The 16,684-nt window shown below is 69.8% G+C and carries 11 protein-coding genes and 2 pseudogenes; 9 read left to right on the top strand and 4 right to left on the bottom strand.

From position 1 onward, the window contains the following. Window positions 1-377 precede the first annotated feature (377 nt). From ACWCPY_RS06380 to ACWCPY_RS06365, 4 genes and pseudogenes are all read left to right on the top strand, one after another. Window positions 378-637: pseudogene (locus ACWCPY_RS06380) on the top strand (AraC family transcriptional regulator); the annotation flags it as partial. 279 nt (window positions 638-916) lie between these two features. Further along, window positions 917-1,739 (top strand): annotated as a pseudogene (locus ACWCPY_RS06375) (hypothetical protein); the annotation flags it as partial. Between the two features lie 222 nt (window positions 1,740-1,961). Continuing rightward, window positions 1,962-3,407 carry a glyceraldehyde-3-phosphate dehydrogenase gene (locus ACWCPY_RS06370; RefSeq protein ID WP_451263183.1) on the top strand — a complete coding sequence of 482 codons (1,446 nt, stop codon included), beginning with the start codon at window positions 1,962-1,964 and terminating at the stop codon, window positions 3,405-3,407. 207 nt (window positions 3,408-3,614) lie between these two features. After that, window positions 3,615-3,740: a hypothetical protein gene (locus tag ACWCPY_RS06365; protein WP_451263182.1), complete on the top strand. Its 126-nt coding sequence runs from the start codon at window positions 3,615-3,617 to the stop codon at window positions 3,738-3,740. A gap of 116 nt (window positions 3,741-3,856) precedes the next feature. Here the strand turns inward: ACWCPY_RS06365 and ACWCPY_RS06360 are convergent, their stop codons facing one another. Both ACWCPY_RS06360 and ACWCPY_RS06355 read right to left on the bottom strand, forming a co-directional pair. Then, complete coding sequence (locus tag ACWCPY_RS06360; RefSeq protein ID WP_451263181.1) at window positions 3,857-5,491, bottom strand: beta-N-acetylhexosaminidase; 1,635 nt, start codon at window positions 5,489-5,491, stop codon at window positions 3,857-3,859. A gap of 103 nt (window positions 5,492-5,594) precedes the next feature. Further along, window positions 5,595-6,746: an ROK family transcriptional regulator gene (locus tag ACWCPY_RS06355; RefSeq protein WP_451263180.1), complete on the bottom strand. Its 1,152-nt coding sequence runs from the start codon at window positions 6,744-6,746 to the stop codon at window positions 5,595-5,597. A 78-nt stretch (window positions 6,747-6,824) separates the two neighbouring features. Between ACWCPY_RS06355 and ACWCPY_RS06350 the strand changes: the two genes are divergently transcribed. The 5 genes from ACWCPY_RS06350 (at window position 6,825) to ACWCPY_RS06330 (ending at window position 13,342) form a co-directional block, all read left to right on the top strand. Continuing rightward, a complete protein-coding gene (locus ACWCPY_RS06350; protein WP_451263179.1) occupies window positions 6,825-8,075 on the top strand; it encodes a Gfo/Idh/MocA family protein in 1,251 nt (416 codons plus the stop codon). A gap of 69 nt (window positions 8,076-8,144) precedes the next feature. Beyond that, a complete protein-coding gene (locus ACWCPY_RS06345; RefSeq protein WP_451263178.1) occupies window positions 8,145-9,407 on the top strand; it encodes an ABC transporter substrate-binding protein in 1,263 nt (420 codons plus the stop codon). Between the two features lie 4 nt (window positions 9,408-9,411). Beyond that, window positions 9,412-10,374 (top strand): carbohydrate ABC transporter permease, encoded by a 963-nt coding sequence (locus ACWCPY_RS06340; RefSeq protein ID WP_451263177.1) that lies wholly within the window; start codon window positions 9,412-9,414, stop codon window positions 10,372-10,374. Next, a complete protein-coding gene (locus tag ACWCPY_RS06335) occupies window positions 10,371-11,237 on the top strand; it encodes a carbohydrate ABC transporter permease (protein WP_451263176.1) in 867 nt (288 codons plus the stop codon). Before ACWCPY_RS06340 ends, ACWCPY_RS06335 begins: the two co-directional genes overlap by 4 nt. Before the next feature lie 107 nt (window positions 11,238-11,344). Next, window positions 11,345-13,342 carry a discoidin domain-containing protein gene (locus ACWCPY_RS06330; RefSeq protein WP_451263175.1) on the top strand — a complete coding sequence of 666 codons (1,998 nt, stop codon included), beginning with the start codon at window positions 11,345-11,347 and terminating at the stop codon, window positions 13,340-13,342. 103 nt (window positions 13,343-13,445) lie between these two features. Here ACWCPY_RS06330 and ACWCPY_RS06325 read toward each other — a convergent pair whose 3' ends face one another. Then, the gene (locus ACWCPY_RS06325) at window positions 13,446-15,089 is read right to left on the bottom strand and encodes an amidohydrolase (protein WP_451263174.1); all 1,644 of its coding nucleotides are present in this window, start codon (window positions 15,087-15,089) and stop codon (window positions 13,446-13,448) included. Between the two features lie 66 nt (window positions 15,090-15,155). After that, a complete protein-coding gene (locus ACWCPY_RS06320) occupies window positions 15,156-16,571 on the bottom strand; it encodes a purine-cytosine permease family protein (RefSeq protein WP_451263173.1) in 1,416 nt (471 codons plus the stop codon). Between the last annotated feature and the right edge of the window lie 113 nt (window positions 16,572-16,684).

Raw genomic sequence — 16,684 nt, 5'->3', positions numbered from 1 at the left:
GGGGTGTGGGGGTGCCGTCCGGTGTCGGCGGCGGTGGTGCGGGGCGGGGCCCCTGTGTGGTGCGGGACGGGGTGAGCGGGTCCGGTGCTGTGCGTCCGGGCCGGTCGTGGTTCCCCGTGATGACAGCCATGGTTAGCGGCGGCCTCGGTGGGGGTCAATGATGTGACGTACTACCCCAATACGGAGCAATGTCCGAAATAAACCATTCTGCGTAGGTTCTGCACTGTTCGGGCGGGGCGTGTGTCTACTACCCGCCCTAGGATGTGACGTGGCCCCTATGGGTGGCATCACATCCACGAGGCCATTTCGAGGCCCCGACCCCTGTTCGCCGACGACCCCCATGGCGGCCCGGAGCTCTTCCCATCGAGTTCTCGTTCATGCCGGACATCCGCCACTCCCCCGAGGCGCCCACCCGCACCCGGGCGATGGCTCCCGGGGAGCGCATCGACGCACACCGCCACGACGACCACCAGGTCGCCTACGCGGGCTCCGGCGTCCTCGCGGTCACCACCGACGCGGGCACCTGGTTCGCCCCGGCACCCGGGCCATCCGGGTCCCCGCCGGCTGCATCCACGCCCACCGCGCCCACCGCGCCCACGGGCATCTCGCCCTGCATCTGCTGGACCTGCCCGCCGACACCAGGGGCCGACGACGTACCGGTGACCACGGTCGCGCACCACTGCGGCCGGTCGTCCACCAGCGCGTTCATCGATGTCTTCCACCGCGCTCCCGGCTACACCCCGGGCACCCGCAACCGCCGCCCCTGACCCCTCACCCTCATCGAGGCGCACCGGGCCGCGCTCGGTCTCGACCACACCGCGCACACGACTCATGGAGGTGCAGAGAGGCGGAACTTCGGCAATGGTCGGCGGATCACCGGAAGCGCGACAAACGGCTCGGCGATGACGATGAGGCCATGCCGAGGAACAGATCAATCGTTCTCCTGTCGGTCGGGCATGCGTGTGCGGATGTCCATCAAGGCGCCGTGGCATCGCCCGTCCCGTTCTTCGTCGCCGAGCGCGCCTACTCCTACGCCGCGGCCTCGGGCGTCGTACTCGCCGCGTCGCTGCTGTCCTCGGTGGCGCAACCGCTGTCCGGGGCACTCAACGACCGACGGGCCCTGCCCTGGCTGCTGCCTGTCAGCACCGTCCTGGGCGGGCTCGGGGTCGCGCTCAGCGGCCTCGGCGGTTCGTACCCGCTGACCCCGCGTCTTCGTCGGCCTGAGCACGTTCATCTCGCTCTACGCCCGTCAGCGCACGGGAGGCGGTACGGCGGCGGGCACGGCCGCGCACTTCGCCCTCCATCCCGGCGGCGCGGCGGGCACTGTGCTGGGCAGCCGCCCGGCGAATCGGTGGGACCGGGTCACGGTGGTGCGCGTGTCGTACCTGATCACGGTCGGCGCCGTCGCCGGAATCGTCTTCGCCCCCGGCCCGGCGATCCATCCGTTCGTCATTCTGACCTCCGTCGGCCCGTACGTCCCCTTCTCGTCGCAAGTCACCCTTGCCCAGGACCACTTGCCCTCACGCGTCGGCACCGCGAGCGGGATCACCCTCGGGCCGACCGTCAGCATCGGCGGTCTGGCCGGCCCGGTCATCGGCAGCGTCGCCGACGCGACCTCCCTGCAGACGGCTCTCGCCCCGCTGATCCTTATGCCCGCCCTGAGCTGGCTGCTGCACCGCACCATGCCCGAGCCGGCCCTACCGGAGCACCTCGGCGCCCCGCCGCCGACCGAGGACGGGACCGGTGTGGAGCACCCGCCGGCGAACGGACCCACGGACGAGTCCGGTGGTCGGCGGGCCGCGGACCACGGACCGCGGCAGGTGATGCCGCTCCAGGCCTGCCGCCTCGGCCCGCGCGGTACGCGAGACATCTTGACGGCACCCCGCACGGGCGGCCCGCTTGAATGATCAAAGCAGCGTGGGGTTACCATATGAGCGCCGCCTAGCTCGAAAGATAAACCTGTGACTGTCAATGACGACTCGTTCACCAGCTGGAAGAACCGCGAGGAGATCGCGGAGTCGATGATCCCGGTCATCGGGAAACTGCACCGGGAGCGGGACGTAACGGTCCTGCTCCACAGCCGATCCTTGGTGAACAAGTCGGTGGTCAGCATCCTGAAGACCCACCGATTCGCCCGCCAGATCGCCGGTGAGGAGCTGTCGGTCACCGACACGCTGCCGTTCCTCCAGGCCCTCACCACGCTCGACCTCGGTCCTTCCCAGATCGACATCGGCATGCTCGCCGCGACCTACGCCGCCGACGAGCGCGGTCTCCCGGTGGAGGAGTTCACCGCCGAGGCCGTCGCCGGCGCCACGGGTGCCAACAAGCTCGAGCGCGGTGACGGACGTGACGTCGTCCTCTACGGCTTCGGACGCATCGGCCGTCTCGTCGCACGTCTGCTCATCGAGAAGGCCGGCTCAGGCAACGGCCTGCGGCTGCGCGCCATCGTCGTCCGTCAGGGCGGCGACCAGGACATCGTCAAGCGCGCCTCGCTGCTGCGCCGCGACTCGATCCACGGCCAGTTCCAGGGCACGATCACTGTCGACGAGGCGAAGAACACGATCGTCGCCAACGGCAACGAGATCAAGGTGATCTACGCCAACGACCCCTCCGAGGTCGACTACACGGCGTACGGCATCAAGGACGCCATCCTCATCGACAACACCGGCAAGTGGCGCGACCGCGAGGGTCTGTCGAAGCACCTGCGCCCCGGCATCGACAAGGTCGTCCTGACCGCGCCGGGCAAGGGCGACGTCCCGAACATCGTGCACGGTGTCAACCACGACACGATCAAGCCGGACGAGCAGATCCTGTCCTGCGCGTCCTGCACCACCAACGCGATCGTGCCGCCGCTGAAGGCGATGGCGGACGAGTACGGCGTCCTGCGTGGCCACGTGGAGACCGTCCACTCGTTCACCAACGACCAGAACCTCCTGGACAACTACCACAAGGCCGACCGCCGCGGCCGTTCCGCGCCGCTGAACATGGTCATCACCGAGACCGGTGCCGCGTCCGCGGTCGCCAAGGCGCTGCCCGAGCTCAAGGCGCCGATCACCGGCAGCTCGATCCGGGTCCCGGTGCCGGACGTCTCGATCGCGATCCTCAGCCTGCGGCTCGGCCGCGAGACGACCCGCGACGAGGTCCTCGACTACCTCCGCAATGTCTCGCTGACCTCGCCGCTCAAGCGCCAGATCGACTTCACCACCGCCCCGGACGCCGTGTCGAGCGACTTCATGGGCTCGCGCCACGCCTCGATCGTCGACGCCGGCGCCACCAAGGTCGACGGCGACAACGCGATCCTCTACCTCTGGTACGACAACGAGTTCGGTTACTCGTGCCAGGTCATCCGCGTCGTCCAGCACGTCTCCGGTGTGGAGTACCCGACCTACCCGGCCCCGGCGGTCTGATCCCGGGCAACTCCCTCTTACCGGGACGGTAGCCCGTTCCGGGAAGAGGATCATTCGGACGCGGAACGAAGGGCCCCCGATGGGCAACTGCTCATCGGGGGCCCTTCGTTCCCCGCTCCGGTGAAGCGCGTCAGCCGATGGGCCCTGGAGGAACCGGGCCTGCATCGGCCGCGACTGTGCCACTCGGCGGGCAATCCGGCCTCCTGCATGGTGGTTCTCAAGGCCGGATACCTCTTCGAAGGCGTCATGCGTGGCGCGCTGCTGCACGCGGACGGCCGGCACGACCAGCATCTGCATGCCCGCATCCGGGATGACGCCCCGGAAGCAGGGTGAGAGCCCACGACCGCCGGAACACGTACAGCGGGCAACCGGCCCTGTTCCACGGGCGCCGCCGACCTCTCGGAACCCCGGCTCCGTGCAGGCCGGTCACCGAAACGTCGCGTGCCCGCTCAGGAACGGATCGCCGCCACCCGGCGGTTCATATGTGCCTCGCGGTCGGCCCGCGTCGCGGGTGCGCCCAGGATGCCCGGCCGCTTCTGCCAGGGCAGCGGCCCCGTCGGCGCCCGGTACTCCACGCCGATGGCGTCGAGCCTGGGCAGGTGCGCGTCGTACAGCCGGGTGCGGAACTCCTCGAAGTCGCGGCGGCCCGGGCCGCACCAGAGCGCCTCGGCCACCGCGCACAGACGGGGAAAGGCGTAGTAGTCCACCATGCGCGGGGTGTCCATGTGCTCGGTCCACAGGTTGGCCTGCCCGCCGAGCACGTGTGCGGACTGTCCGTCGGCCAGGCCGTCCGGGACCGGGTCGAAGGCGTAGGCGTCCGCCAGTGTCACGGGGACGGAGACCGGGATCGGCTCGTCGGGATGTTCCGACTGGCGGTAGTCGAGATAGACCTGGTCGTCCGGGCACGACACCACGTCGAAGCCCCGGCGCGCGGCGGTGACGGCACCGGTCATCCCACGCCAGGAGGCCACGACGACACCCGGCGGTAGCTCTCCCTCCAGGATCTCGTCCCAGCCGAACACTCTCCTTCCGCGCTCGGCGACATGGGCGGCGATCCTGGCGATGAACCACGCCTGGAGGGCGTTCTCGTCGGCCAGGCCGCGCTCCGCCATGAGTTCCTGGGTGCGTGGATCGGCCTTCCACTGGTCCTTGGGGCACTCGTCGCCGCCCACACCGATGAAGGTGCCGGGGAAGAGGGCCATGATCTCGTCGAGGACCGCACGGAAGAAGTCGATGGTCGACTCCTCCGTGTTCAGGGTGTGGGGGCTGACGCCCCATCGGGTCATGACGGGCACCTGCTCGCCCGTGACACCCAGTTCGGGATAGGCGGCGATGGCTGCCTGGGAGTGTCCGGGGACGTCGATCTCCGGGACGACCGTGATGCCGCGCTCCGCCGCGTGGGCGACGATCTCGCGGATGTCGTCCTGGGTGTAGTAGCCGCCGTGCGGCCTGTCCTCGGTCCGGTCGTCGTCGGTGGAACCCAACTGGGACGAGCCGCGCCATGCGCCGGTCTCCGTGAGCCCCGGAAAGCGCCGGATCTCCACGCGCCAGCCCTGGTCGTCGGTGAGGTGCAGGTGGAGGGTGTTGAGGCGGTGCATCGCCATCAGGTCGATGAAGCGCAGCACCTCCCGCTTGGGCAGGAAGTGCCTGGCCACATCCAGCATGGTCCCGCGCCACCGGTAGTGCGGCACGTCCTCGATGACCGTCCCCGGCACCGTCCACCGCTCGTCGGCGATCCGGGAGCCGCGGTAGATCCGCGGCGGCAGCAGTTGCAGCAGCACCTGGCAGCCGTAGAGGGCTCCGCTCGCGTCGCCGCCCTCGATGCGGACACCGGCCGGCCCGGACTCCAGGCGGTACGCCTCGGCGCCCAGTTCCGGACGGAGTGTCAGTGCGATGCCCGGCCGGGACTCCTCCTCGATGACCGGCAGGGGCAGCCCCGTAGCGGGACGCAGGGCCGACTGCAGCCACGCGGCCGTGGTGGCCAGGGCGCCGGGGGCCGAGATCGTGGTGGTCGCGTCGAGCGGGAACCCGCCCGGGGCGGGTCGGGCCGTGACGGGCCGGGGCAGCACCATGGGAGCCGTCATTCCTGCCGTTCCTTTCGACGGGCCGTGTCCCGCGGACACCCGCCCTACATATACAGAGACTTTTGTTAAGAGCGGAGCCGGACGCACCGCCCCGAGGGCGCGATCAGGACGACGGCTGGGGCAGCGCCGTGTCGACGTCGTACAGCCGGGCGTTCACGTGATCGAGGGCGAGCCGCACCGCGCCCAGCACCACGGCCTGGTCGGAGAGGGAGGAGACCGCCAGGGCCGGGGGTTCCAGGCACAGCGGGTCGAGGTGGCGCCGCAACGGCTCCAGCAGTACGTCTCCGGAGCGCGAGACCCCGCCGCCGATCACGACGAGCTCCGGGTCCAGGGCCAGGACCAGGGCGGCGATGCCCTCGGCCAGGTCGTGGGCGTACTGCTCGACGGCCCAGCGGGCCGCCGGTTCACCGGCGCGGGCCTGGGCGAAGACGTACTCGGCGGCCTCCTGCGGCAGGATGTCCGCCGGCATCTTCGGATAGCCGGTCAGATGCGAGGTGGCCCGGTGCCAGCCCACCAGGGGCAGGGCGCCGATCTCGCCGGCCGCTCCCCCGCGCCCCCGGTGCACCCGGCCGCCGATCAGCAGACCGGCCCCGGTACGCACTCCGGACAGCACGAAGGCCACGTCGTCGACGCCCTGCGCCTCACCGATCCAGCCCTCGGTGAGGGCGGCCAGATTGCAGTCGTTCTCCACCAGGACCGGGCAGTCGAAGTCGGTGCCCATCTCGCCCGCCAGGTCGAGCCCGTCCCATTCGGGCAGGCCGACGCAGCGTTTGACCAGGCCGTCATGGCTGACCACGCCCGTGGTCCCGACGCAGACGGCGGCGAGCTGGGCGCGCCCGACCGCCGCCGACTCCAGCGCACCCACCGCCGTCGCACGCACGGCGGCCAGCCGCACGGCACGCCCGGCATCCGCGCTCACCCGCTCGGTGCGGGACGCCACGACGGTGCCGTCGAGGTCGGCGACGGCCGCCCTGATGCTGTACGAACCGATGTCGATCCCGAGCACGTAGTCGCCGGTGGAGTGGAAACTGAACAGCCTGGCGGGGCGGCCCATGTGGCCGGGCTGCGGGGGCAGTTCCTTCAGCCACCCCGAGCCGAGCAGCTCCTCCGTCAGGCTCTCCACGGTCGGGCGGGACAGACCTGTGCGTCTGGTGACCTCGGTGAGGCTGAGGGGGCCCTGGCCGCGCAGGGCGCGAAGTGTCGTGACCAGATTGATGCGCCGCAGCCGCGAGGTGTCGCCTCCGGAAATTGTCACCGTCACTCCCTTGACAGGCTCTGTACCGAGAAATAAAAACAGCTTGCATTAGTAAGTGGCAAGTCCGAGGGGGTATTTGTGGTCACTCTCGCCATCATCGGGGCGGGACTGCGCGGCATGAGCTACGCGCGGCGTGCTCTGGAGACCGGCCTGGCGCGTGTTGTGGCCGTCGCCGAGCCCGATCCGGAGCGCAGGCGCAGCATGGCCGCCGCGCACGGCGTGCCGGCCGAGAACGTCTTCGCCGACTGGCGGGATCTGCTCGCCCGGGACCGGCTGGCCGACGCGGCGGTGATCTCGACGCAGGACAGCATGCACACGGAGCCCGCGGTACGGGCGGCGGAGCTCGGCTACCACCTGCTCCTGGAGAAGCCCATGGCCCAGACCGAGGAGGAGGCCGTCGCCATCTCGGCGGCCGCCGACCGGAATGACGTTCTGCTGGCCGTCTGTCACGTCATGCGCTACACCCCCTACACCCTGAGGCTGAGGGAGCTCATCGCCGAGGGCCGGATCGGCGAGGTGATGAACATCCAGCATCTGGAGCAGGTCGGCTGGTGGCATCAGGCCCACTCGTTCGTACGGGGAAACTGGCGCAGCCAGGAGGAGTCGGGCCCGATGCTGATGACCAAGGCCTGCCACGACCTCGACTGGATCGCCCACATCAAGGGAGCGCTGCCCGAGCGGGTGTCCTCCTTCGGCAATCTGGTGCACTTCCGGGCCGAGAACCGGCCCGACGGCGCGTCCGACCGCTGTGTGGAGTGCCCGGTGGAGTCCACCTGCCCGTACTCCGCGAAACGCATCTACCTCGACTGCCTGGGCGACCCGGACAAGGAGTTCTGGCCGCTCTCGGCGGTCACGGCCGACCACACGAAGGAGGGGGTGCTCGCGGCGCTGCGCGAGGGCCCGTACGGCCGGTGCGCGTACAGCTGTGACAACGACGTGGTCGACACCCAGGTGGTGACCATGGAGTTCGCCGACGGCACCTCCGCCACCTGCACGGTCACCGCGTTCGCGGCGCTGGAGCACCGCAAGACCCGGATCTTCGGCACCCGCGGTTCCATCGACGGCGACGGTGTCGTCCTGCGCGTGCACGACTTCGTGACCGACGAGGTCGGCGTCATCGACACCGGTGCCAACGGCGATCCCACGGCGGCCACCGGACACGGCGGCGGTGACGCGTCCCTGTTCGACGCCTTCGTCGACGCCATCAGCAGGAACGACCCCTCGCTGGTACTCACCGACGGCGCCGAGAGCCTGGCGACGCACCGGGTCGTCTGGGCGGCCGAGCGCGCTCGCCGCACCGGCACCGTCGTGTCCCTCCTGCCGGACTGACCCCCGGCCGTCGCGCTCCGCCCGCGGAATACCGCGCCCACCAGTCATCCTCACGAAAGGCACACTCCTGTGCGTAAGTTGACAGCCGTGCTCACCGTCGGAGCTCTCGCCCTGAGCGTAGGCGCCTGCGGCAAGAAGAACGGTTCCGCAGCCTCGGACAAGGAACTCGTCTACACCTCCTCCTGGGGTGCCGACGAACCGCAGGGCAAGCTCATCAAGTCGATAGCCGACGACTTCGCCAAGGCGACCGGCACCAAGGTCGACCTGAAGTTCGTGGGCCGCAAGGGCACCGACACCCTTCCCACCGAGATGACCGCGGGCCAGGGCCCGGACCTGTTCGACACCTCCACCGACAGCGTCGGCGCCTTCGTCGCGCAGAATCTCGCCGAGCCGCTCGACGACGTCCTCGACATGGAGGTGCCGGGCGAGGGCAAGAAGGTTCGGGACGTGCTGCCGGAGTCCGTGCGGAGGGCGTCGACCGACAAGGGGCATGTGCGCTTCATGGCCCACACCGTGATCTCGACTGCGGTGTGGTACGACGCGTCCAAGCACGCCGGGCTCGCTCCCAAGACGTGGAAGGAGTTCATCGCCTACCTCGACGAGGCGAAGAAGGCCGGCCGCACTCCCCTGGGCCAGGACGGCACGGTCAACTTCTACAACGCGTACTGGTTCTACTCGGCCCTGGTCCGCTCCGAGGGCGCCGGGAGCCTCAGCGCCCTGGGCAAGGATCCGGCCGCCTGGGACGAGCCGGCTGTTCTGGCGGCGGCCAAGAAGGTGGAGCAGCTGGCCGACGGCGGCTACTTCCAGAAGGACTTCATGGCCACCAAGTACCCCGCCGCGCAGGACGCCTGGGCGCAGGGCAAGTACGACCTGAACCTCAACGGCACCTGGCTGGCCGCCGAGACCGGCGCGAAGCTGGCCGAGGGCACCGAGGTCGCCTCGTTCCAGCTGCCGGCCGGCGGCAAGAACTCCGTGGAGGTCGGCACGCTCGGCTGGGGCGTCAACGCCAAGGGCCACAACGTCGGGACGGCCAAGGAGTTCCTCGCCTTCGCCCTGCAGAAGAAGTACGAGGAGAAGATCTCCGACGCCGCGCACAACATTCCCGCGCGCCCGGACGTCCCCGCTCCGGGCTACCTGGCGGGCGTACAGAAGGATGTCGCCGAGGCGAAGTTCACCCACCGCACCTACGACGACATGGCCGCGGACAAGAACTGGTGGAACAACGTCTTCCTTCCCCTGGACGACCAGCTGCTCTCCGGCAGGATCGATGCCGCGGCCTTCGTGAAGACCGGCAAGAAGAAGGCCGCCGACTACCTCGCCAGCAAGGGCTGAGCCCATGGGGACAGCAACACTCACCCCGCCCGCGACAGCGGCACCGCCCGCCGCGGTGAAGGCGGGCAAGAAGGGCGGAGGGGTACGGCCGGCTCGTGAGAGGGCCTTCTGGCCCTTCCTGCTCCCCGCGCTGATCGCCTATTCCGCCCTCTTCGTCCTGCCGTCGCTGTTCGGCTTCTGGGTCAGCTTCAACAAATGGGCCGGGCCCGGCTCGGCGATGACGTGGAACGGCCTCGGCAACTACCTCGAACTGACGCGCAGCGAGGCCTTCCGCACCGCCTTCGTCAACACCTTCGTGCTGGCCTTCGGGGGCGGGGCCCTCGTCTTCGCCTTCACCTTCCTGTCCATGATGGTGCTGCGGCAGCTCAAGGGCCGGGCCTTCATCCGGTCCGTGATCTTCCTCCCGATGATCATCTCGGTGATCGCGGTCGGCGTCGCCATCGGCTTCCTCCTCAACCCCGACGGCGCGGTCAACACGGTCCTGGGCTGGATCGGCGTCGAGGGGCGGCCGTGGCTGGGCCCGGACATGGTGTTCAAGTGCATCGTCGCCGGGCTCGTGTGGTCGAGCACGGGCTTCTACGTGGCGCTGATGATGTCGGCCGCCGACTCCATCCCGCCCTACCTCTACGAGGACGCCAAGCTGGTCGGCGCCACGAAGTGGGAGCAGTTCCGGCACATCACACTGCCGCTGACCTGGGACGTGTTCGCGGTGTCGGCGGTGCTGTGGGTGGTCAACAGCCTGAAGGTGTTCGAGATCGTGATCGCCTTCACCACGGCCGGCACCCCGGCCAGCCCGCCGATCCAGGCCCGCACCGTGGCGGTGCAGCAGTACGCCTCGGTGGCCGGCGGCGGTGTGCCCGAACTGGGCTCGGGCGCGGCCATGGGCGTCGTCATCCTGATCGTGACGACGATCCTCATCGTACTGACCCGGCGTGTCACCCGCCGCGAACGTGTGGAGCTTTCATGAGGCGCCTGTTCGGCGACATCCTGGTGCCGCGCGCGACCGCCGTCGCGCTGTGGGTCTGGGTCGTCTTCAACCTCGCGCTGGTCGCCTGGGTCGGCCTCCAGTCGCTCAAGGACTCCGGGCAGGTCTGGCTCTCGCCGTTCGCGCTGCCCGACACCATCGAGTGGGGCAACTACTCCGCGGCGTGGAAGGCGGCCGGCTTCTCCGCCGCGGCGCTCAACAGCACCGTCCTGACCCTGGTCGGATCGCTGCTGATCGTCGCGCTCTCGGCACCCGCCGCGTACGTCCTGGCCCGCTCCGACCGGCGCGCCGCAGGGCGGCTCACCGGGTACTTCGCGATGGGGCTGAGCATCCCGGTCCAGACGATCGTGATCCCGATCATCGTGATCAAGCTGTCCGTGTCCACCTTCATGATCGACTGGGTGACCGGCTGGTGGGACAACCGCATCACGCTCCTGGTGTTCCAGGTGGTGCTGTCACTGCCGTTCGCCGTGTTCGTGCTCACCGGCTACATGCGCTCGCTGCCGCACGAGATCGAGGAGGCGGCCGAGCTGGACGGCGCGGGTCCGCTGCGCGCCTTCGTCCAGGTCGTGCTGCCGGTGGCCAAGCCGGGCGTGATGACGGTGCTGATCCTCAATGTCATCGGCCTGTGGAACGAGACCCTGCTCGCCCTGTTGATCACCCCCACGCCTGAGGAGCGGACGCTGCCCGCGGCCCTCCTCAGCCTCTATGGCTCCATGCAGTACAGCTCCGACTGGGGCGCCCTGTTCGCCGGAATCGTGATCCTGGTCTATCCCATGATCGTGCTCTACCTCTGGCTGGGCCGTCGCATCGTCGAGGGCATGACTGCGGGGATCGGTAAGTAACGCGCACCAGCGACCGGCAATCCGATCGGAAGGACCGAGACTTGCGTACCTCACGTATCCCGAGTACCCCACCCGCCCGGCAGAGGCGGCTCATAGGGGCGCTCCTGGTGGCTCTCGCTCTCCCGCTCTCCGCGGTGGCGGCGGGGCCCGCGCAGGCGGCGTCCCCGGCCCGGGCCCATCCACGCGTGGCGGGCACCACGTACTACGTGGACGCCGACTCCGGCAACGACAGCGCGTCGGGCCGGAACGAGGCGGCCGCCTGGAAGTCCCTCACCAGGGCGAGCCAGTTGACGCTGGGCCCCGGTGACCGGCTGCTGTTCAAGGCCGGTCAACGGTGGAAGGGACGGCTCGACGTCCAGGGCGCGGGGGCGGCCGGCTCCCCCGCGCTCGTCGGCTCGTACGGCAGCGGCGCCAAGCCCGTGATCGAGGGCGGCGGCACGACCGATGTGGCCGTCAAGCTCAACAACGTCCACGACTTCACCCTCGACGGCCTCGAGGTGACCAACTGGAGCGACAGCATCACCCCCCGCTCCGGTGTGAACCTCTTCGCCAAGGACGCGGGCAAGCTGTCCAACGTCACCCTGCGCAATCTGAACATCCACGACATCGACGGCCCGGGCGGCAGCACCGTCAGCTCGGCCGGGCTGCTGGTCTCCATCCGCGGCAGCCGGACACCCACGTACTTCGACAACCTGGTGGTGGAGAAGAACGAGGTCAGCAGGGTCCGTTCGTACGGGATCATCACCTGGTCCACCTGGTCCCGGCGCAACGGCATGACCAGCCTGTACCCGGTGGAGACCGGCATTCCCGACAGCGAGGTCGTCACCTGGACGCCCAGCACGAACGTCGCGATCCGCGACAACTACGTCCATGACGTGACGGCCGGCGGCATCACTCCCATGCACACCAAGGGCGCCGTCGTCGAGGGCAACCGGGTCCACAAGGCCGCCGGCGGCCGGCTCAACACCAAGGGCGGCAACGTCGCCATCTGGTGGCAGGGCAACGACGACCTGCTCGTGCAGCGCAACGAGGTGTCAGGAACCGGCTTCAACGGGCCGGGCACCGACGGCCACGGCTTCGACGCGGACGCCGACAACAACCACAGCGTCGTCCAGTACAACTACAGCCACGACAACGACGGCGGGTTCTTCATCACCGTCTCCTTCAAGGGCGCGCCGACCAAGGACACCGTGGTCCGCTACAACCTGAGCAAGGACGACGGCTACGAGGTCTTCAGCCTCTCCACCGAGACGTCGGGCACCTACATCTACAACAACACGGTCTACGCGGGCGGCCGGGTCGTCACCGTGCATCCCCCGTACACCGGGGCCGGCGACTATCCGCTCGGCAGGATCGTGCACATCTACAACAACGCGAGCGGCATCGAGATCCGTAACAACATCTTCTACAACCGGACCACCGCCGGCTACGACACCGCCAACGCCACCGTCTACGACTCCAACCTCTACTGGGGCACGGACACGCCCGTCGCCCCGTCCGGCGACATCAACGCGGTCAAGGCGGACCCGAAGCTGGTCTCCATCGGCACCGACCCTGCGGGTTACAGGCTCCGGGCCGACTCCCCCGCGAGGGGGCGCGGCGCGACGGTGGCGCAGGGCATCGAGGACTACTTCGGCAACCCGGTCCCGGCCACCGCTCCCGACCGGGGCTTCCACCAGTTCACCGGGGCACCGTTCCGGCCGGTCGTCACCACTTCGTACCCCACGCTGGGCAACAGCCATGCCTACCGGATGGTCGACGGCGACGCCTCGACCGCCTGGAGCAGCGTCGCCGAAGGCATCACCTTCCCCGGCACCATCGACGTGGACTACCGGCAGCCCGTCAGCATCGGCTCCGTCACTCTGCGCACCGCCTTCGCCACCGGACAGGGCGTCAAGCAGCTCGACGTGCAGACGTGGAACGGCTCGTCGTGGGTGACGCAGGTCGCCGGGCAGCAGCCGGCCTGGTCCGGCAACACGGCGACCGTCGAGCAGCGCACGATCGACCTGCCGCAGCGGGTCACGACCGAGCGCCTGCGTCTGACGGTCCGCGACGCCCATCTCCAGTGGGGCAACTTCGCGGTCTACGAGATCCAGGCCGCCTGACCGGCCCTGATCCGCGGCCGGTCCCGAGCACCGTGAAACGCAGAACGACCTGACGGCCTCCCGGACACGCGGCAGCGTGGAGTCCGGGAGGCCTCCGGGCCTCTTACGCGCGGTGCTCGACGACACCGCCGACCACGACGGTCTCCGCCACGGTGCCGGGTATGTCCTCGGGCGCGGCGCGCAGGATGTCCCGGGAGAGGACCACGAAGTCTGCGGCCTTGCCGACGGTGAGCGAACCGCGTTCGTTCTCCAGGAAGTTGGCGTACGCGGAGCCCATCGTGTACCCGTGGACCGCGGCCTCCACGCTGATCGTCTCCTGCGGCATCCAGGGCTCGCCACCACCCAGCGGGCGCCGGGTGACGGCGGTGTGGATGCCGATCATCGGGTCCATCTCGGCCACGTTCCAGTCGCTGGAGAGCGCGAGCACGGCCCCCGCCGTGTGCAGGCTGCGCATGGGCCATGCCTTGTGCCAGCGTTCGGCCCCGACGTTCTGCGCCCAGTCCTTGCCGGGGCCGGCGACCTCCGGGGCGCTGTGCCGGGGCTGCATGCACGCGACCACGCCCAGGGCTGCGAAGCGCGGGGTGTCCTCGGGGTCGAGGCATTCGACGTGCACGACCTGGTGGCGGGCGTCCCTCGCCCCGTTGACCGCACGGGCCCGTTCGACGGCGTCCAGGACGGTACGGATCCCCCGGTCGCCGGTCGCGTGGACGAAGCACTGGAAGCCGCGGGCGTCCAGCTTCGTCAGCAGCTCGGCGAACTCCTCGGGCGGGTAGAAGGTGTCGCCGCGGTGGTGGCGGCAGCCCGCGTACGGCTCCAGGAGGGCGGCGGTACGCGGCTCGACGACATCGTCGATGTAGAGCTTGAGCGGCCCGACCCGGATCCGGTCGTCGTCGTGGCGGTGGGCCGCGGCGGCGAAGTCGTCGAGATCGGCGTCGGTGGTGCCGCGGGGGTGGAAGAGGGCGGCGACGATACGGGACTTGAGCCGGCCCTCGGCGCGAGCGCGTTCGAAGAGGGAGAGGTCGTCGAGCGAGTTCTGGGGTTCGACCACCGTGGTGATGCCGAAGCCGATGGCGTCGTCGAGGGACTTGGCGAGCCGCCCGTACTGCCGGTCCGGCGAGGCCCACGGCACGCCGAGCTCCCGCAGCGCACGGTGGCCGTCGCGGGAGAGGCCCTTGACCGCGAAGTCCTTGATGAATCCGGTGGGTTCACCCGTGGCGGGGGCGGTGGCGGCTTCGCCGAAGGGCAGCTGGGTGTGGTCGCGGTCGATGCCCAGACGGCGCAGGCCGGCGGTGTTCACCCAGGCGGTGTGCACGTCGTAGCTGAGCACGAAGGCCGGTACGTCGCCGGTGGCCGGGTCGAGGTCGGCGGCGGTGGGCATCCGGCCGTCCGGGATGGCCGAGTAGTCGAAGGCCTCCGCCTCGATCCACTCGGCACCGGGGTTGGCCCCGTGCCAGGCGCGGATGCGGGCGTGTACCTCGTCGAGGGTCCGGGCGCCGGAGAGCTGGACGCAGGCGTCGTCCGAGCCGAGCCGGACATGGTTGTGGGCGTCGATGAAACCGGGGAGCACGAGCTTGCCCCCGGCGTCGATCACCCGCGTCTCCGGCCCCGTCCATCCCTTCGCCTCCTCGTCGGTGCCGAGCCGGGCGATGCGGCCGTCGACCACCGCCATGGCCTGTGCCTCGGGATACGCCGGGTCGACGGTGTGGATGCGGGCATTGCGCAGGACGAGGTGGGCGGGGCTGGCCATATGGGGTGACTCCTTGTGGTGCGGTCGTGCGGTCGGTCGGTGGTTCGGGCGGGGCGTGGCCGCCGGTCAGGAGGACCCGGTGTGCGGTGCGACGGTCCGGCGGGCGAGCAGCCAGTAGACGAGGCCCGAGACGGCGGCGCCGAGCAGGGTGAGGTCGGCGCCGCCCAGGGGTGCGACCAGCGGGCCGGTCCACAGCTCGGAGTCGCAGGTGAGCGCGGCGAAGACCATTCCGGTGAGCAGCGCGGTCATGCCGGCGGGGTGGTACCCGGATCGGTACCAGTAGGCGCCGTCCGGTCCGGCGTGCAGTGCCGGTGCGTCGTAGTGGCAGCGGCGCATGATCATGTCAGCGAGGAACACTCCGCCCCAGGGCGCGAACACGATGATGAGCAGGGAGAGGAAGGACAGCAGCGAGCTGGTGAAGTCGGTGAGGAAGAGCGCGCAGAGGGAGCCCGCCGCGGTGACGGCCGCGCTGATCACGATCGCCTTGGACCGGCTCCAGGGGACGCCCAGCACCTGGAGATTCAGGCTCGACGAGTAGAGCGTGACGATCGAGTTGGTGACCGAGCCGCCGAGGACGAGGGCGAGGAAGAGCGGCTGGAACCATCCCGGCAGCAGCTTCTCGGTGCCCGCCACGGCGTCGGTCATGTCCGTCTGTGTGGCGGCCGCCACCCCGGCCACGCCCAGGGCCACCGAGGAGACGAAGCCACCGAGGGCTCCGTACCAGGTGAGTGAGCGCATCGAGGTCGTCTTCGGGAGGTAGCGCGTGTAGTCGGCGGGCATGGGGACGTACGAGAACGGCCCGGCCAGCATCACGACGAAGGCGAGACTCCACCCGGACGCGCCGGGGTGGACCGGCGCCCCGCCCGTGTCGGCGCCCGGCAGCAGGAACACGAGGAGGGCGGCGAACCCGACGGCGAGGACGTAGGCGATCCAGCGCTCGGCGAGCTGGACCGTGGCATGGCCCCACAGGGCGACGAAGAAGGTCAGCGCAAGCGTGATCAGCAGGGCCAGGGCGCGTCCCGTGTGGCCGGAGGCCCAGCCCAGATCGGCGAGGAACGCTTCGAGGGCGAGCGTGCCGACGACCGTGTTGAGGATCGTGTAGCCGATGCTGACCACCCAGTTGAGCATGCCGGCGGGCCAGTTGCCGCGGACGCCGAAGGGGGCGCGGGAGATCACCAGGGTGGCGGTGCCGGTGCGTACGCCGCTGAGTCCGGCGGCGCTGATGGCGAAGAACGCCAGTCCGCCGATGACGACGACACCGGTCGCCTGCCAGAAGGAGAGCCCGAAGGCGACGGCCAGGGCGCCGTTGATGACGTAGGTGAAGGTGAGGTTGGAGCCGAACCAGAGCCAGAACAGGTCCTTCGCGCTGCCGTGGCGCTCCTCGTCGGGAATCGGGTCGATGCCGTGTGTCTCGACCTGGAAGGCCTGGTCGGTGGCCGTGGTCCCGCCGGGCGCCCTCGCGGTCGTCTCCTGCTGCGTCATGCGGCCTGCCCCTCATCCGTGCGCGCTCCGGGAGTCCCGGAGCAGTACTTTGAATGCCGTTCTAAAAGTTAGAACGGCATTCAAGATGCGTCTGCGGGGGTCCGTCAAGACCT

This window comes from Streptomyces sp. NPDC002403 (genome assembly GCF_053593015.1).
Note: the sequence above shows the minus strand (reverse complement) of the source record. Positions and strands in the feature narration are given on the sequence as shown.

Excerpts from the sequence above, each read along its gene's own strand:
- ACWCPY_RS06365 (WP_451263182.1), top strand. The coding sequence starts at position 3,615 with ATGGTGGTTCTCAAGGCCGGATACCTCTTCGAAGGCGTCATGCGTGGC.
- ACWCPY_RS06360 (WP_451263181.1), bottom strand. The coding sequence starts at position 5,491 with ATGACGGCTCCCATGGTGCTGCCCCGGCCCGTCACGGCCCGACCCGCC.
- ACWCPY_RS06340 (WP_451263177.1), top strand. The coding sequence starts at position 9,412 with ATGGGGACAGCAACACTCACCCCGCCCGCGACAGCGGCACCGCCCGCC.
- ACWCPY_RS06335 (WP_451263176.1), top strand. The coding sequence starts at position 10,371 with ATGAGGCGCCTGTTCGGCGACATCCTGGTGCCGCGCGCGACCGCCGTC.
- ACWCPY_RS06325 (WP_451263174.1), bottom strand. The coding sequence starts at position 15,089 with ATGGCCAGCCCCGCCCACCTCGTCCTGCGCAATGCCCGCATCCACACC.
- ACWCPY_RS06320 (WP_451263173.1), bottom strand. The coding sequence starts at position 16,571 with ATGACGCAGCAGGAGACGACCGCGAGGGCGCCCGGCGGGACCACGGCC.